Source organism: Jeotgalibacillus salarius (assembly GCF_004405125.1).
In the GTDB taxonomy this organism is placed as follows: Bacteria; Bacillota; Bacilli; order Bacillales; family Jeotgalibacillaceae; genus Jeotgalibacillus; species Jeotgalibacillus salarius.
The window spans coordinates 337,664-355,992 of record NZ_SORX01000004.1 but is presented as its reverse complement, the minus strand read 5'-3'; the positions used below and the strand labels follow the sequence as shown (position 1 = coordinate 355,992).

Genomic DNA, 18,329 nt, shown 5'->3' with positions numbered 1-18,329 from the left:
TTTTTGTTTAATTATATTAAACTTTTTGTTGATTGCCAAGAAAAAGCATGCTATGATTTGTTTAATTAAATTAAACTTTTGAAAAGAGGGGTTTGTATGACTGACCAGCAGCGACTGCAAAAAGCCACCCGGAATATGTTTTTCTTCACAGGCGGCGAGTTTATCGGAACAATCGGTGCGCATATTTACATGTTCGGTATCAGCTTTTTTGTTTTAACGTTAACAGGTTCCGCTTCAAGTTTTGCGCTAACGATTTTATGTTCGATGGTTCCAAGAATTATCCTTTCGCCAATTGCCGGCCATGTTGTTGATCGTCTGCCACGGAAACAGATAGTCATTGTTGCACATGCTTTAATGACTTTAACAATGCTGCTGGTGTTTTTTTACACACTCTCATTCGGATTAAATCTGCCAATCATTTATATCACAGCTGCATTGCTCGCAATATTTTCCACCTTTGCAGGCATAGGAATAACAGCTGCCATCCCAAACTTTGTAGATGATGCACGGATCCAGCGTGCAGTTTCACTTACTCAGTCATCCACTTCTCTTGCAGGCATTTTAGGTCCTGTACTCGGAGGAGTCATGTACGGATTCTTATCCATTGAAGCTTTCTTTCTTATTCACGCGATCGCATATGCAACTGCTTTAATCTGCGAAATGAATATTGATTTTTCACTCTATAAAAAAGAGTCCAATGCTGCAGACATCCAAAAAGACGAACCGCTGATCGCCAGCCTGAAAGCTGGAGCTGCTTATGTGAAGGGACACCGAGTCCTGCTGCCAATCATGCTTGTCGCCCTCTGGATTAACTTCTTTTTCATGGCCGCCATAGTAGGACTGCCTTATATCATTATCGAAGTACTTGGTGCCACTTCTAACCAGCTTGGTTTAGTGGAAGCCATGATCGGCGTTGGTACACTTGTACTATCTATTTATATCTCCACACGTAAAGAGTTTCAAAAACCGATCCGAACGATGCGATTTGGCATGCTAAGCATAGGATTTCTGTTTGCACTGCTGGCTCTCCCATTACTAATACCACTCGGGTCACCCGGTTTTGTGATCTATTATATGGCGCTTAACTTTTTATTCGGGGCTGCTATGATCGTCATCAACACGCCAATTATGGTCCTCATGCAGAAAACAACGCCGGAGCATTACCGTGGAAGAGTATTCGGATTACTTGAAATGGTTGCATCTGGTATTTCACCAATCGGTCTTATGTTATTTGGATTTCTGTATGACGTGGCATCGCCTTCTGTCATTATTCTAATCTCAGCTGCCTTCTTGATTATGGTCACTGTCATCGGCCTGCGTCCATCCAAGGTAGATGATGAAGTCGCCTCTGCCGAAGTCGTTGCCGAAGCTGCTCAAGCCTAAAAGAAGCGCTGTCCTCTATTTGAGGGCAGCGCTTCTATCAATTTATGACCTTCCAGGATCGACAATTGCTGCCTCTTCAGGGTTATGTGCATCATGAAACATTTCGCACAGCATTTTAGCACCAAGTTTACTGTACACTGTCCCGTTCCCGCCAAAACCAAGGCAATAGTATATCCCTTTTTCCTTCGGGTCCTCCCCTATAAATGGCAGACCATCTTCTGATTCACCAAACGCTGCAGCCCACACGTATTCTGCACTGAACTCGTAGTCAGGGAAGTGTTCTTTAATTCTTTTTATAAGCCTTTCACCACGGTCATGTAACTTTTCATCACTCACATCAGCATCCATCTTATCCTCATCAAGACCTCCTGCGATAATCCGGCCGTCTTCAGTCGTTCTCATATAAAAATATGGACGCTTCGTTTCCCAGATCATTGCTCTGTAAATCCATGATTCAAGATCTTCAACCGGACTCGTGGTAATTGCATAAGTACGATTTAATTCACCGCCGAATTTTTCAGCAAGCGGCATCGCTTCATATCCAGTACAGTAAATCACCTTTTCAGCTGTAATGCTCCCTTCCGTTGTATAAAAAAGGTGCTTTCCTTCATCGGTTGCCTGGACATGTTCCAGTGATGTATGTTCAAAAATACTCACACCACGCGCCTCAGCACTTTCAAATAAAGACCTGATGAGACGGTAAGGATTAACTTCTGCATCTCCATGTGTCATCAGTGCTGCAGGTTTACTGAACCCGTAGAGCTCTTCAATCTGGTCACGATCAAGATATTCCACTTCAAATCCATGTTCAGTCAGCGCTTCATATTCTTTCTTCAGCTTTTCAATATCTCCTTCGTCAGAAGCATAATAAAGGCTCGGTCTTCTGACAAAGTCCACTTTCCCGGGCAATGTTCCTGCTACCTTCTGCAGCTCTTCAACCGCTTCCAGACACAGCTTGTAAAAAGCCACCGCTTTTTCTTCCCCTATTTCTTCTATAAATTCATGAAGCATTTTGTCATTAGAATATTGAAGCAGTCCGGTATTTGCCGAGGAACTCCCTTTACCAACTTCACCTTTATCGATCACTGCAACCTTTAATTGGGTGTGCGACAATTCTTCAGCACAAAGCGCCCCTGCCATGCCACCACCAACAATGACAACATCACATGAAATATCTTCTTTTAAAACAGGAAATTCTACTGTTCTTTCTGCTGTTTCCGGCCAATACAATTTTCCGCTATGTAATTCCGTCACTTCAGGCACTTCCTCTCTGTCTATTATTCATACCCTCATCATCCCCGGAACAAAACAGCCTAAAAAAAATAAGCACTGGGATGTACTTATTTTTCAAAAAGTCTAAACATGTTCTTCCCATTATCTTTCGCACTATATAGCGCCTCATCAGCCTGTTTGATTAACTCGCGTTTGTTTTTACCGTGAATCGGATAAATTGAAATGCCCATACTTGATGTAATATCCAACTGCTGTCCGCTGATTCTGTAGGGTTTTCTCAAAGAGGTTAAAACTTCTCCACCTTTATTAATGGCATCCTCTTCATCTGCGATTTCAGGTAATAACACAAGGAATTCATCACCGCCAATGCGGGCAACCAGCTGATCAGCGTCCATTTCATTTCGTATGCGATTGGCGAATAGTTTAAGCAAATCATCACCGGCATCATGTCCCAGAGAATCATTAATTTCCTTAAAATGATCCATATCGATATAGAGTAAAGCAAACTGCGTACGATTCTCTTTTGCAGCAGAGATCGCTTCATCAATTTTTTCAGTAATATACCGGCGATTCGGGAGTCCCGTCAGACTGTCGCTGAAAGCCATTCTCTTCAATGCCCTTTGTGCTTTATTACGCAGCGTCACATCCTGACCAACTTCGTAAATTCCAATCGTATCTCCATTCACTCTAATCGGAAGCGTTTTAACTTTCAGCTCTACTTTCTTACCTGATTTATGAAAAACATCTGCTGTATACTCAACAGACTCTCCTTCAAGCGTTCTTTTCACAGCATCCTCATACTTAAGTGCCTGCGAATCTGTATTATTCGCTAAAAGGTGCCTGTTCATCTGTAAAATTTCTTCTTTTGTAAAACCTAAAATATCAGTAACAGATGCATTTACATCTTCCACCTGACCATATTTATTAATTGACCAGATGATATCAGGGTTGGCATCAAACAATGACTTAAAACGCTCTTCCCGCTCCCTCGACTGTCTCTCCACTTCTTTTAAATGAGTAATATCCTTATACATCACAATGGCGTACGATCGCTGATTGAATTGAACCGGACGATAAGACGCCAGCACCTCAATCACGCTTCCATCTTTACACAGCCGCTGACGTTCCATATTCTCAAATGCCTGCCCGCTGAATAATTTTGATAAAAAAGCTTCGTGTTTTTGCTGGTTATGTGCCGTAAAGAAAGGCGGGATCAGCACACCCTTAACTTCCTTTTCTTCATAACCAAGCATTTCTTCAAACGCTCTGTTCACTCTGTAAATTGAACCATCATCATTCATAAAGAAAATTGCATCTGACGCATGATCCCATACAAGCCCAAGCTCAGCAGACGTTTTTGCGAGGTTCTCCTCCAGCGCTTTCCGCTCTGTCACATCTCGAGTAATCGAAAGTACGTGGGTGACTTCATTCGCTTCATTTAAAATTGGATTAAGCGTCGTTTCCCCTATCCATCCGTCTACTCCAGTGAGCTCGAAATGTGTATGTGCTTTCGTGTTCATGACTTCGATATATTTGTCTCTTATATAATCTGCCCGATCTTTATCGTAAATATCATCAAATTGCTTCCCAAGAATCGTATCATCCAGTCCGAGAATCTTTTTCCCCTGTTCATTCACAAATTCATAGATAAACTCAGGCCCTGGCATAATTTCAAGTATTAATACAATGTCAGATATCCTGTCCATCATCGTAATAAATGGATGTATACTGTTTTCATATCGCTGTTTCATATCATTAACCTCCGTCTATCTGACATAGTACTTTTATCATACCACCATTACACAAAAGTTAAGCGTGTCGATATGCTTAAAAAAGTGTTTTTTCAAATATTTCTCACATTTATCTATGATTGCAAAAAAAGACGCCCCAGTGTACAGGACGTCTTTTTTCATATAGGTCTTTAACCCTCTTCTTATGCTTTCTGGAACTGTTCAGCTTCAGTTGAACCGGACAGAGCAGTTGTTGATGAAGTCCCGCCTGAGATCACCATAGATACTTCATCAAAGTAACCTGTACCAACTTCGCGCTGGTGACGTGTTGCTGTATATCCATTCTCTTCTGCATCAAATTCCGCCTGCTGAAGTTCAGAGTAAGCCCCCATGCCACGTGCTTTATAGCCGCGTGCAAGTTCAAACATACCGTAGTTCAGCGAATGGAAACCTGCAAGTGTAACGAACTGGAATTTGTAACCCATTTTCCCAAGCTCCTGCTGGAACGTCTCAATCGTTTCATCATCCAGCTTTTTCTTCCAGTTAAATGAAGGTGAGCAGTTATACGCAAGCAATTTACCAGGAAACTTCTCATGAATCGCTTCAGCAAAACGGCGCGCTTCATCAAGATTCGGTTCAGATGTCTCACACCAGATCAGATCCGCATAAGGAGCATACGCAAGCCCTCTTGCAATCGCCTGGTCCAGACCGTCGTTTGTGCGGAAGAATCCTTCTGGTGTTCTCTCGCCCGTAATAAACTGATGATCATATGGATCAACATCGCTTGTAATCAGGTTCGCTGCATTTGCATCCGTACGGGCAATAATCACCGTTGGCACACCCATTACATCAGCTGCAAGTCTTGCTGAAACCAGATTTTTTACTGCCGTTTGTGTAGGAAGCAATACCTTTCCACCTAAATGTCCGCACTTCTTTTCTGAAGAAAGCTGATCTTCAAGATGAACACCGCCTGCTCCTGCTTCAATCATTGCTTTTGTTAATTCAAACACGTTCAGGTTACCCCCAAAGCCAGCCTCCATATCTGCTACGATTGGGGCGAACCAATATGTATCGCCCTTTCCTTCAGCCTGCTGAATCTGATCTGCACGCTGAAGGGTCTGGTTAATTCTTTTTACAACCTGTGGTACGCTGTTTGCCGGATATAAGCTTTGGTCAGGATACATATGACCTGAAAGATTCGCATCTGCTGCAACCTGCCAGCCACTCAGATAAATAGCTTTTAATCCCGCTTTCACCTGCTGCATTGCCTGGTTACCAGTCAAAGCGCCGAGTGCGTTAATATAATCCTCTTCCTTGATCAGGCTCCAAAGTCGCTCCGCTCCCATTCTTGCAAGCGTCTGTTCTATTACAACTGATCCTCTCAGTTTAATGACATCTTCCGGAGAATAAGGGCGCTGAACCCCTTCCCAGCGCTCCCCCTGCCAGTTTTGTTGAATTTCTTCGATTTGATTTTGTTTATTTGTCATTTTTTTCCATCCCCTTTGTATTATTACAATACATATATTTTTAATTTGTTATATAACACAGTGTCCAAAAAAATTAATCTACATCAGAACAGCATTCAATTGCATCCTTGAACGTATCATACTCCATCCCACAAGCTCTGCAGTGATTCAGTTCAACCGGCTCGTCAAACTTTCTGAATACAACTACGTCAGAAATCTGTTCCGGTACAATTTCAATTTCGCCTGTCGGGTGGTGATGAAGGCGGTGTGCTTCGTTTCCGTAAACGAATAGCGTGCCATCCATATCACGGTTGGTTTTACCGTTCATCAGCTGCTGAGTTACCCACTTTTCGATCAGTTCCTGATTGGTTGTGCCTGTCATTTGTGTTTGCATTTGTCATCCCTCCAAAATGGTTTTGTTTTCCTTTGATTGATATTAATATATAACAGTTTATTTTATTTTGCAACTGTTTTATAACAGAAAATTTAAATTTTTTTGAAATTGATTAAATGGTTTAATTTAAGACGTTGGCGTTTGATCTTCGCTCCAGGCGGACGCTTTCCGCGCGGCGTGCGCTGAGCCTCCTCGGCGCTCGCGCCTGTGGGGTCTCAGCTGTCACGCTTATCGCGCTGGAGTCGCCGCCTTCCGCTGCAATCAACGCTGTGGATTATAAATTAATGATCTTACACCATAGTAAGTTAATGATGAAGATTACTTGCTATAAACTGTGAAGGTGATAGTAATGTATTTACACTCTAGTTGTTACCTTTAATGAAGATGCGTACGGAAAATAAAATCCTCCATTGAGAATGGCTACAGTTTTAAATCTTATTTTTTAATTGTCAGCATTTTTTCTTTGTACTCCAGACGTCTTTTGTGCAGGATTGGTTCTGTGTAGCCGCTTGGTTGTTTAGTGCCTTCGAATATGAGTTCTTTTGCTGCCTGGAAGGCGATTGAGTCTTCGTAGTTTTTACTCATTGGCTGGTAATTTGGATCTTCTGCATTTTGCTGGTCTACGACTTTAGCCATTTTTTCTAATACCTGCATGACCTGCTGTTCTGTAACGACGCCATGCTGGAGCCAGTTAGTGATGTGCTGGCTTGAGATGCGCAGTGTCGCGCGGTCTTCCATCAGGCCGATGTCATGAATATCAGGCACTTTTGAGCACCCAACACCATGTTCAACCCAGCGCACGACATAGCCAAGCAGTCCCTGAGCATTGTTTTCAAGTTCCTGTTCAATTTCTTCCTGTGACCATTTTTGATTCGCTAATGGAATGGTAAGCAGGTCTGATAGACGGTTCGTGATATGTGAGCGCAGTTCCTGCTGGATAGATTTAACGCCGTGCTGGTGATAATGGATCGCATGAAGGGCTGCTGCAGTCGGTGATGGCACCCACGCTGTGTTTCCGCCTGCTTGAATATGACCTGTTTTCTGTTCCATCATGTCTTTCATCATGTCAGGCATTGCCCACATTCCCTTACCAATCTGTGCTTTTCCGGGAAGTCCGCACGACAGTCCATGATCCACATTGGATTTTTCGTATGCATTCAGCCACAATGACTGCTTCATCTCACCTTTTCGAATCATCGCACCTGCGTGCATAGACGTATGCATCTCATCTCCAGTACGATCAAGAAAGCCCGTGTTGATAAATACAATTCTGTTTTTAACAGCGTGAATGCAATTTTTAAGATTGAGAGACGTTCTGCGTTCTTCATCCATGACACCGATCTTAATCGTATGACGTTCAAGCTTAAGAAGATCTTCCACCGCATTAAATAGCAGATTGGAGAAAGTAACTTCTTCAGAGCCGTGCATTTTTGGTTTAACAATGTAAATAGAACCTTCTTCAGAATTAGAACGTGACTGATTCCCATTTAAATCATGAGTCGCAATTAAACTGGTAATGACAGCATCAGCAATTCCTTCAGGCACTTCATTCCCATCACGATCAAGCAGCATCCCGTTGGTCATCAAATGCCCTACGTTTCTGATTAAAAGCAGTGATCGCCCTTTCAGTCTGAGGTCCTGACCATCCCTGCCTGTGTAAAAACGATCATCCGACAGCGTCCGGTTAATCGCTTTTCCACCTTTCATAAACTGCTCAGACAGTGTTCCTTTCATCAGGCCAAGCCAATTTCTGTAAACCAGCACTTTGTCTTCAGCATCAACAGCAGTGACTGAATCTTCACAGTCCATAATAGTGGTAACTGCTGCTTCCATGCACACATCCTTTACACCGGCCTGATCAGTTTGCCCGATCGGATGTGACGAATCGATTCTAATATCAATATGCAGATCATTGTGCTGTAATAGAACAGATGTCGGATGATTCGCTGATCCCTGATGTCCTGAGAATGTTTCCTGATCTTTCAAACCCGTCTTTCCCCGCGGTGTTTCAGCAATAAGCTTTCCGTTTTCAACAAAATAGCGGGTGACATCCGCATGAGACCCCTCTTCCAGTGGTACAGCATCATCCAGAAACTTCTTCGCATAAGCGATGACCTGTTCCCCGCGTTTTGGATTATAAGAAGTGCCTTTTTCAGCTCCATCATCTTCACTGATCACATCTGTCCCATAGAGCGCATCATACAGACTGCCCCATCGCGCATTCGCTGCATTAATAGCGTATCGTGCATTGTTCACAGGTACGACTAGTTGTGGACCAGCCTGGCGAGCGATTTCCGGATCAACGTTTTGTGTTTGGATCTCAAAGTCATCCACTTTCTCTTCAAGGTAGCCAATTTCTTCTAAAAACGCTTCATATGCCGCCCGTTCACCCTGCCAATCATGGTGCTTGTGCCAGTCATCGATTTTCTGCTGCAATGTCTCCCGCTTATGTAACAGCCGGCGATTTTCAGGCGTGAACGCATGAACAAGATCACTGAATCCCTTCCAGAAAAACTCACTTTCCACATTCGCACCTGGCAAAACTTCCTTCTCCATAAACTCATACAAGACTGAATCCACTTGCAAACCTGCTTTATTAATCATATTGCGCCTCCTTTTGTTATATAACAGTTTATTTAATTATTTATTATTATATAACATAAAAAGGATTTTTCAAGAAAGAATTAAAAAGAACTCCAGTTTATACCGGAGCTTTGTCTTGTTATCAAACCTGATCACGCCGGTACTGCAGGTAGATTTGAAATTCAGTAAATTCTTTTTTAGACATACCACTGTTAACTCCCTTTTGTAGCAGCTCAATCCATTCGTCGTCGATCATTGCTTTTTCCAAATCTTCTCCGGCAATCAGTTCATCTACTGTTGAATCAAGTGTTGTAGCAATTCTTGATAAGACAATGATTGAAGGGTTATTCTTTTTATTATTTTCAAGGTTAGATAAATAGGATTTGGATACCCGGGCTTTTACTGCAAGCTGTGATATGGAGTAACCCTTATTCTGCCTGAGTACCTTGATTTTTTGACCAATCATTCTCATTTCCCCTTTACCGCCCTGCTTTATGCATAGCGGATAGTGTGTGCCATGATTTTCACCTCTTCAATTTGTTCTTCACTGGTGGATTTACAGGAGAGAGACAGCTCACTTGATTGAAAAATCTGCTATTTTATAACGCTTGTCATCTCTGTTCGTAACCATTTCGAGTTCAACCCCCGGCTCACCGGTTGATGGGTCATTGATTGCGATCAGGACAGAATAATCACCCTTACTCAGATGAGCGGGCAGATTGATCATATACGTTTCAGCTGTTTCACCCGGCAGCCACTTTCTGATGTCTGTATCGACATTTGTCCGGTGAACAATATTGCCTTCAACATCTATTATTATTACCTCAAGCGGCCACTTAAAATAAAATGGTGCCGTACCGCTGTTTTCCCATACTATATTTAATTTTAAGTTTCTTGTAAAACGAAGATGCGGACGGTATTTAATCTGTGTTACTTTTAAGTGATAGCCCATCTTACCAAGAAACTTCTCGATCTGATGATCGTATATACTATTTTCTTCATATAGTGGATTATGTGGACCAAGCCAGCTGAGGTGAGACAGTTCAAGTTGCCTCACAATGTCTGGAAACTGTTTTTCTCCAAATATTTCTTCCCAGCTTTTAGTCGGGTCAAATTCTCCACCGGCAGGGGCTGTTTTCCAGTAATTTTTCATTGCAGGCTTATTTTCCCCTGTCAACCAAAGTGTGTAGCCTTCATTTACCCATCTGAGAAATTCATTTACTGTGCTGTTCTCATCACCGAACATATCATTGTATAGACCAATGTTGTTTTCTGCTGCAATTTGATGAGGCCTCCTCATCATGAGCATTTTCCCGTCCAGAAACGCCAAATAGTGATTTACATATTGGGTTGTCACTGTTCTATCAGGAAAAGGAATATATAATTCATCGTTTTGAATTGTATGCCACTCTCCCCAGTGGCCGATGCTGCCGAGCTGAATAAATGCGATATAGGGATCATCATTATAGCGTTCACCAAAAGCCTTCAGCAGCTCTTTATGACGTTCAATCAACACACTGTTGCTGTAATTCGGGCTGAATCCTTTGCCATATTCGCCATCATACCAGGTTCCGTCCCGCCCGATTTCTTCATATAGCCATTCAGGTATTTCCATAGAGGCTTCCTGATCAGGTTTATCCATAATAATTCTCAATATGAACCTGACATTTCTCTCTTTCCAATAATGGAACTTATACTTGGTTTCAATTTGTCCGAATTCGTACACACCCTTGCTGCTTTCAAGCTCTGACCACGGAATATTCGCGTAGACGAGTGAGTGATCTTTTGTATATGGACCCCCTTCTGCCATGGGGGCGAAACCGATATATGGATTCAATATAACCTCACCACTTTCAGGCGGATGCTCAGTGACAATTTGCATCTGTTCTGCATAAAGGGCCGAAATCGACCCCGTCAGTATTACGATCAGAACAATGAGTATCACAGTTTTTCTTTTCATTTTTATCTTCACAACTTATGCTGCATAATCGCCGTTATAGTTAATCAGCGCAACATCCTTCACACCATTTACCATTTGAATCTGTCTCATAAATGCTGTGTTGTCACCTTTTATTTTCAGTTCAACTGTCAGTTCAATTTCATCACTGCGGACAATTTTGGATTTGATGCTGTGCTTAATTTTTGAAAGCTGGACTTTTACGTTATCTGTTGCATCTTCATCATAATGAACGACAAGGAGGAAGGTTTGTTCCCGGCTTCTATTTCTTGTCATAATATACATTACAAGACCAATAAAAATTGACCCCACGACTGACAGGATATAGATTCCCGCTCCTGTGGTAATACCGATCCCCACTGACCAGAACATAAAGATTACATCAAGCGGATCTTTAATAGCTGTTCTGAAACGGACAATACTGAGTGCGCCTACCATTCCCAGAGAAAGAACAATATTTGTACTGATCGTCATGATGATCAAAGTTGTAATCATACACATAAGAATCAGCGTCACGTTAAAGTTGTGACTATAAATAACGCCGCGGAACGTTTTCTTATAGACTAAAAAGATAAAAAGACCGACAACAAACGCAACAAACATGCTGATAAATATGTTTTCAAAAGAGATTCTTTCAAACATGTTAAAGTTCAGCATATCCGGACTGAAAATATCAGAAAAATTAATTTGTCCAAGCATGGGGAATCACTCCTTTAATTGTCGTTTTTTTATGACGAAAAGTGTCTGATACTTTCTTCACGGCAAATCACGTATTTTGAAATGGCTGATCTACTATGTGAAGAAAGCTGTAGTATATTTCTGATATGAGTTGGCAAATAACTGTTATATTTGATTTCAAGTACCATCTGCGGTTGGCGGATTGCATTGACTGTTACTACGTTTGGATTAAAAATATCGAATGTATTCACACCTGCTTTCAGTCTTTTATCGAATGTGATTCTGACATCACCATACTGATAAGCGTATGCTTCCCTGATATAGTCCACGATGACCTTAGGCTCCATTTTTCCAAGCGTGCTCTTCAGATAGAAAGCTCTTGCAACAGGAGAATCTTTTTTCTGCAGGAAATCATACTCACCATCCATAATCGTCTCGTATTCACATCTTGTTAATGTCACTGAATCTTTTGAGATAAAGTCGTTATATTTACTTTTCCTCTCAAGCTTGATCACACGGTCACACTCGTTATAAATACGGATTCTGTATTTATCCCTTCTGAAAACACCCCAGTTTTTTTCATGCAGCGCAAGGTCTGTGACATTATCAAAGTATAGACTTCTGATATGGTAACCATCATCGTTAACTGAGTGTTTATCACGCTGTACAGTCATGCGCAGACGTTGCCTGAGCAATTCAAATTCATAATATGTGATGTAGTATTTAAGTTCGTGCCTCATCTTTTTATTCTGATAATACATTCAGGATCCCCCCTGCTGATATTGGTCCATTAATTCATCAATGTGGCGTGTCATATAGTCGTTTCTCTCTCGGGCAAATGCTTTCAATGCTTGAACTTCAGCTTCCCATTCCTGTAGATTACCGTCCCACTTTTCCAGATGACCATCCATTTCCGGTCTAATCTCGGCTGCCAGTCGCTCTATTGTGGCTACGATGTATTCTGAAGACAGTGTACTGCTGTAAAGTTCGCGTGACCTTTCCTCAAAACGCACCCGGAATTCCTCGTTTTTCAACAGCTCACGGAACAGGTATGAGCTGTATAGTTTATCGTCACCTTTACCTTTATAATCATAAAACCGCTGAACAGTATTTTCTGATGCATCCTGAAAGCTCACATCACTGTCATAGACGATCCATTTCCATTTCGTTTCGGGGTTGGTATTCTTCCAAAACCTGATATTATGACTTGGCCAATCTGTATTACCGATATACAGTTCGGTCAGGATGTAGTCAATAAAGTTATCAATATCCATTTCATCCTCAATCACCTGATACACTTCCGGTTCAGCGGTATCATTTGATTGAATATAAGCAATCATCCCGATATAGGATTCATCAGACCCTTCTTTTTCCTCTGCATCAGCTTCAAGCAGAATGAGGTTATCTCTGCTTACTTTATGATGTCTTGAGAAGTAATGGTGATCAATTCTTTCTCTCAGATCATACAGCCCCCAGTACTCACCATTCAGGTACAGCACAACCGGCTGGTAGACCTGCGCATCCAGTCCGATTTCAATGGCGAGTGTGGATACAAGTGCATCGAGCATATGAGTTCTTTCAAAATCCTGTCCCCCGTTACGGAGAATAATGGATTCATATGAACTGTATGGCAAACTGTCAAAGAACGGGTAAAGCAGTTCACTGTTCCCATATTCACTCTCTGCATCAATCATGAAGGAACGCTGGGGCTTCGTTCTCGTCTCTCCTCCAAAGATCTCCATATCAGCAAGTGATGAATAGACTCCCTCCTGATCCCTCAAGTACTCCATCTGAACAGTAATTTTCCAGTCCATCCAGTAATTAGCCCCGTCATATGGATACTCAGCTGATGCACCGGGTCCTTCGACATAGATACCCTTTTCTTCAGACCAGAGATCTTCCGGGTCAGCAGCGACAGAGATCACAGGCAGATCATTCGATTCTGTGAAGTACGTTTGCATATAAGGTACTGTTAATGTTCCATCCGGCAATCTTGCTGCTGCTCTGATCACGGTTGTATCACTGACCTGAAGTGGTTCTGTATAACGATTACTACGTTCGCTCGGCTCACTGCCGTCAAGTGTGTAATAAATTTCGCTCACATCGGCTGACAGACTGACTTCTGTTCCATCTTCATATAATCCAGAGGGCAGTGAAAAGCTGGTCTCACCTGCATTGTTCCCTCCGTTCAAACTATTCTGCAGCACTTCACCACTGCTTTTCCCATTTAGAAGCGAAGCGATCCACACCGTACCAAGCATCATACATGCGACCCCAATAATTGAAAGTGCAAATGACCATCTTTTCACTGCCAACCCTCCCTGCTAGTCCACGAAGAATTCCTTCAGACCGTTATAGAAAATGTCGTTTAGGTATATCCGGTCAAAAGCTTCCTGCGTGTTGCCTTCTTCATCTGTAATGATAATCCGCCAGAAATTCTCACCTTTTCGGAGGTCTTTAAGCGGAATTTCTATCTGTGTGTCTTCCAAATTCTTTTTCGAATAATAAGTTTCAGCAAAATCAATTGTCTTGCTGATTTCAATTGAATATGTCAAATCATCGCCCTGCAAATCATAGGAAGCACCCCAACTGAACAGCATATGATTTTCTATTTTTTCAGGGTCAGCCATATATACAGGCATTGGATTGCCGAGATTTTCATAGAACAGGCTGGATTTCTCATCAGGTGCGTAGACCAGATCCTGATATAAGTCATCAAATGTTTCGACCCTGATCGGCAGCCCGGAAAGATCAGGATTTTGTCTCACTGCCTCATTAACAATCGGATAATACTGATCAATCAATTCCTGGGTTCTTTCAGGTGTGATTATATTCAACACTTCTGAAAGTTTATCTTCAACGGCTTCCACATTATCCGGATCTTTCAGAAAGCGCTGGTGAAGTACGCTGCCCCAAAAATTACTGATTCCGCGGTTCCATTTTGTAACGTCTCCTATATCCGTCCCTTCATTATTTGCTTCCAGCTTCCAGGCGTCGTCATAATCCCACGGCAGGAAATAAAACTTCTTCGAATTAATTGGGTTATAAAGGAAGAAGTTCTGTGTAGTTGTATCTGTGTTTCCCATTAAAATATTAATTGCCATCCATGTGAGATAATTATCTCTGTCATAGTGTGTGTCGATTACGTCATTAATGTTCTGCGAATAATCATTAACTGAATCAAGCATTTCAATCAGATTTGTATGGTCTTCACCGGTCCTGATCTGTAAAACCTCTTCAAATTTTGCCTTATCATATTCCGGATCATCAGCGAGCTTAATTTGATCAGGATACCTGAAAAACTCAAAGAAATTAGCTTTATACAGGTTGCCGTTCGGATCCAAACCGTGAGAGAAGAGGAATCGTTTATTCGGCTGTTCAATATGTGTATACAACCCGTAGTCCACAAAGCCACTATTCTCTCCCTCTGACAAATCTTTTACATGCAGTTTGACAAATTGCGTTCTCATACTTGTAAAGTTCGGGATCTCTTCAAAGTAGTCAAAACTCAACTTGTTTCTCACCCTCGTGTAATCAAATGGATGCTTATTCAGGTTGAGAATGGTCTGGCCTTTCCATAGACCTGCTTGCTCTTCAAGCTTGATCTGAAAGGACTTTTGTCTTGCAAGACGGGTAGTATTTCCTCTCAACTCCACAGTACTGTTTGCAAGTTCCTGATCCCCTTGAAACATTTCGGGAGATGGGCCATTTTCATCTCCTTCCTGAATAATCGCTTTTAGCGGATGAGGGCTGAGTGTCAGATCCTCCTGCATATCATAAAAGTGATTCAGGTCATAAAACGTCTGCCCTTCCTCCTGCTCCATTACGGTAAGGTACATATGAACCACGCTGCTGTCATCATCCTGCTCATATACTTTACGGTCTTCTACAAGTTTTTCTGAATAAGGTATTGAGTTCACAATATCAGTTGTCGAGCCTGCGATTGCATCCTGATATTCCTGGTCTTCTGCCGGCGGCTGAGTCAGATATGAACACCCAGGCATGAGTAGCACAAAACACATTAACCATAAAATGTTATTTTTTCGTTTCATAATCCCTTCCAACTCCATTTAGTGAATTCAGTCTTCTGACTGTACTTTCCACTTTTTCTTTTTGTTTTTTCATCATGAGAGGCTGAGAACAGAACGTATAGTATCCGAAAGATTTACTGATATGCTGCAATCTCAAAAGTGCAACAACCAGACCGATAATACCCGCAATGAAACACGAGAGACCAAAGTTATCATAGGATACAGTTAATGGCGTGATCACAAGCAGTCCGACTGTATAGCTTCCCATCGCTGCTGCAGCACCTTTTCTATCATCAAAGTAGAGAAGGACCAGCATCAGAACGAACATTGTGATAAAGAAATATCCGCCTACTGTCACAATGTTAAAAATATCGACCTGTGATCTTGTGATCGGTAAAATTTTCCCTCCGAAGACGAGTGCACATATGGTGAAAAATAGCTGAAATTCCATTACGAATGTAATTTCCCTGCTCAATATCCCAAACATCCGGTCCTGCGCATGCTTAATTTCTTTTAATGTGGAAGAGCTCAGGACTACTTTATAAAACCGCTGATAATGCGGATAAAAAGCTGTTTCAAGTGATACAACGAAAATAATCATCGCCGGCAGGATTGTCAGATAAGCATAGAATACGGGTACATCGTAAAACGGTGCCATTCTGTAAGTCCCTCCTACTGTTACACCTGCACTGCTCATCCAGACAATAAAGTTGTGCCCGAATAGTCCAAGTGTATAAAGGACACCGATGATCACAAGAACAGGGTAGCGTGCCACGTATGTGATGTACTCAAAATATTTCCCGTTATTTACAGGAAACCTCTTTTTGATCTCAATAAAGAACAAAGAAAGTATAATAAAGAATCCAGCATTAAGCGCAATCAACAGACCGCTGGCAGAATCCATTCCAAAGAACTGGTAGCCGATCCAGATGGCAAGTATGGATGCTGCTACTCCTGTAAGAAATCCATATACCAGCTTTCTATATTCCTTAAGTGCAGTGATATAGATCGTCTGAATCCAGATCATCATCAGCTGCATGAATAGCAAGTATGCTGCAACCTTAAATACGAGTGAAAGCGGCGAGAATAAGTAAAAGACCATTCCTACTGTGCCTCCCAGCACGATTGCAGTAATCATGACGCCGTAAAGTGAAGACAATATATTGTTTTCGTCTTTATTATAGAGCTGATCTGACAAATATCTTGAAAGCAGTAACACAAACCCTCCCGCAGCCAGCTGAGAGAAAATAAAGCTGTACTGCACTGCACCAAGAAACAGTTCTCTTTGACCAAAAGGCGCTTCAATGTACCTTAAAAAAAGCTGTGAAGCAGTAATAATCAGAATACACAGAAGCAGCGGCCCGGCAATAACAATCGTTGAGGTTGCGTACGCTCTTCCTCTGTAAAACAGACTCTTTTCAGAAAACAGTCTTTTCAACTCGAATCCTATTCCTGCCATTGTATGACACCTCTACTTTCATAGATCTGTCTATAATCGCTGATAAACTGATCTTTTGTATAGTGTCTGGTCACTCGCTTTCGTCCATTGCCACCCATTGCTCTTCTTAACTTCTCGTCCTGGCCGATCTCTATAATCGCGTCTGCCATTTTTTCGTAGTGCATGACTGGAACGACTCTTCCTGCAGGACCGATACCATCCCCGTCTCCATAGAGCAGTTCTCTGCATGAGCCTACATCAGTTGAGACAAAAGGCTTACCTGCTGCCATCCCTTCAAGAATTGCGAGTGGCTGTCCCTCACTGATACTCGACAGCACTAACAAATCCATTTTTCCAAGGTAGTCTTTCACTGCCACTTGTCCTGTAAAAATAATGTCCTGAACGCCCAGGGAATCGACAAGCTCCCTGCACTCTCTGTAGTATTCCGGATCTTCATCATAAGGGCCGAATATATAGAAAGTGGTGTTTGGTATGGAGCGCTTCACAATATCAAAGCTTTGGATCATGGTTTTTATATCCTTGATTGGCACAACTCTGACAATTGCTCCAATCAGCAAATGATCCAGCTGATCATTTCCCTTCCCTTCAAGATGAAGGAATTCATCCGGATGAACACCATTTGGAATGATGGAAATTTTATTGGTGTCACAGCCGATTTCTTCCTGGATGTGCCTGTTTCGATTAAAGAGACTGATGACCTGATCAGAAGCTTTGTAAGAACACATAGACAAAGAATAAAAATAAGCAATCCATAAGTCTTTAAAAATCCCTTTAATCCAGTCAGCTTTAATGATCTCTTCTTCACGTTCTCTTGTGTAAATGCCGTGTTCTGTCAGGATAAAAGGCTTTTCATATAAGTACTGACCATACGCACCAACGACTCCTCCGTATCCTGTAGCTACACTGTGATAGAGATCTGCTTCAGGCACATTGTGTTTGAGGAGAGAGAGTAAAGGAATCATCATAGATCTGACAGACCAGAAAAATTCAGTAAATGGAATCTGGTCATAGTGTTCTTCACAAACTTCCTGGATTATATCAAACAGATCTTTACTTGATACAAAGCCGCTTACTGAGTCAATTTTTTTATCAGAAAACAGTTCAAACAACTGATTCCAGTCAGTGTAGCGGTTCGTTAATAATGATTTTACTGCTACTTTTTCTTCTTTAGATAGTTTATAGTCCCGCTGTACACCGGACTCCTCATCATGGAATGTATCCAGAAATACTTCATGTACTTCGATCAGGTTGGGTGGCAGCGTGTACTTGAATTGGCCCTTCATTTTTTTCTCAGCACCAATCGCATAAATAATAAATTCGTGATCCGGCATAGCATTCATCACCATCTGAATCCAGCTCGAAACACCACCCATTACATAGGGATAAGAACCTTCGGCAATCAGGCAGATCTTCAT

The 18,329-nt window shown here is 41.9% G+C and carries 14 protein-coding genes; 1 reads left to right on the top strand and 13 read right to left on the bottom strand.

Annotated features, from left to right (window positions below; all coding sequences use genetic code 11):
• The first annotated feature begins 96 nt into the window (after positions 1 to 96).
• Complete coding sequence (locus tag E2626_RS09180) at positions 97 to 1,383, top strand: MFS transporter (protein ID WP_134381446.1); 1,287 nt, start codon at positions 97 to 99, stop codon at positions 1,381 to 1,383.
• Between the two features lie 42 nt (positions 1,384 to 1,425).
• Here the strand turns inward: E2626_RS09180 and E2626_RS09175 are convergent, their stop codons facing one another.
• The 13 genes from E2626_RS09175 to pelF all read right to left on the bottom strand — a co-directional run bounded on the left by E2626_RS09175 (position 1,426) and on the right by pelF (position 18,329).
• Positions 1,426 to 2,637, bottom strand: coding sequence for an NAD(P)/FAD-dependent oxidoreductase (locus E2626_RS09175; protein WP_244094285.1), 1,212 nt, complete (start codon positions 2,635 to 2,637; stop codon positions 1,426 to 1,428).
• An 86-nt stretch (positions 2,638 to 2,723) separates the two neighbouring features.
• Entirely contained in the window at positions 2,724 to 4,367 is a 1,644-nt protein-coding gene (locus tag E2626_RS09170) for a diguanylate cyclase domain-containing protein (protein WP_134381444.1), read from the bottom strand.
• A gap of 182 nt (positions 4,368 to 4,549) precedes the next feature.
• Entirely contained in the window at positions 4,550 to 5,833 is a 1,284-nt protein-coding gene (gene aceA / locus E2626_RS09165; protein WP_134381443.1) for an isocitrate lyase, read from the bottom strand.
• Positions 5,834 to 5,906: 73 nt separating this feature from the next.
• Positions 5,907 to 6,206 carry a hypothetical protein gene (locus E2626_RS09160; RefSeq protein WP_134381442.1) on the bottom strand — a complete coding sequence of 100 codons (300 nt, stop codon included), beginning with the start codon at positions 6,204 to 6,206 and terminating at the stop codon, positions 5,907 to 5,909.
• A gap of 435 nt (positions 6,207 to 6,641) precedes the next feature.
• Entirely contained in the window at positions 6,642 to 8,810 is a 2,169-nt protein-coding gene (locus E2626_RS09155; protein WP_134381441.1) for a malate synthase G, read from the bottom strand.
• Positions 8,811 to 8,931: 121 nt separating this feature from the next.
• Entirely contained in the window at positions 8,932 to 9,255 is a 324-nt protein-coding gene (locus tag E2626_RS09150) for a helix-turn-helix domain-containing protein (protein ID WP_134381440.1), read from the bottom strand.
• 108 nt (positions 9,256 to 9,363) lie between these two features.
• Positions 9,364 to 10,749, bottom strand: coding sequence for a DUF4832 domain-containing protein (locus E2626_RS09145; protein ID WP_134381439.1), 1,386 nt, complete (start codon positions 10,747 to 10,749; stop codon positions 9,364 to 9,366).
• A gap of 15 nt (positions 10,750 to 10,764) precedes the next feature.
• Positions 10,765 to 11,445: a DUF4956 domain-containing protein gene (locus tag E2626_RS09140; protein WP_134381438.1), complete on the bottom strand. Its 681-nt coding sequence runs from the start codon at positions 11,443 to 11,445 to the stop codon at positions 10,765 to 10,767.
• 29 nt (positions 11,446 to 11,474) lie between these two features.
• Positions 11,475 to 12,185 carry a polyphosphate polymerase domain-containing protein gene (locus tag E2626_RS09135; protein ID WP_134381437.1) on the bottom strand — a complete coding sequence of 237 codons (711 nt, stop codon included), beginning with the start codon at positions 12,183 to 12,185 and terminating at the stop codon, positions 11,475 to 11,477.
• On the bottom strand, positions 12,186 to 13,733 hold the full coding sequence (locus tag E2626_RS09130) for a CotH kinase family protein (protein ID WP_134381436.1): 1,548 nt from the start codon (positions 13,731 to 13,733) through the stop codon (positions 12,186 to 12,188).
• A gap of 15 nt (positions 13,734 to 13,748) precedes the next feature.
• Positions 13,749 to 15,476, bottom strand: coding sequence for a CotH kinase family protein (locus tag E2626_RS09125; RefSeq protein ID WP_166786783.1), 1,728 nt, complete (start codon positions 15,474 to 15,476; stop codon positions 13,749 to 13,751).
• Positions 15,460 to 16,914 carry an exopolysaccharide Pel transporter PelG gene (pelG, locus tag E2626_RS09120; protein ID WP_134381434.1) on the bottom strand — a complete coding sequence of 485 codons (1,455 nt, stop codon included), beginning with the start codon at positions 16,912 to 16,914 and terminating at the stop codon, positions 15,460 to 15,462. Before pelG ends, E2626_RS09125 begins: the two co-directional genes overlap by 17 nt.
• Entirely contained in the window at positions 16,902 to 18,329 is a 1,428-nt protein-coding gene (gene pelF, locus E2626_RS09115) for a GT4 family glycosyltransferase PelF (RefSeq protein WP_134381433.1), read from the bottom strand. Before pelF ends, pelG begins: the two co-directional genes overlap by 13 nt.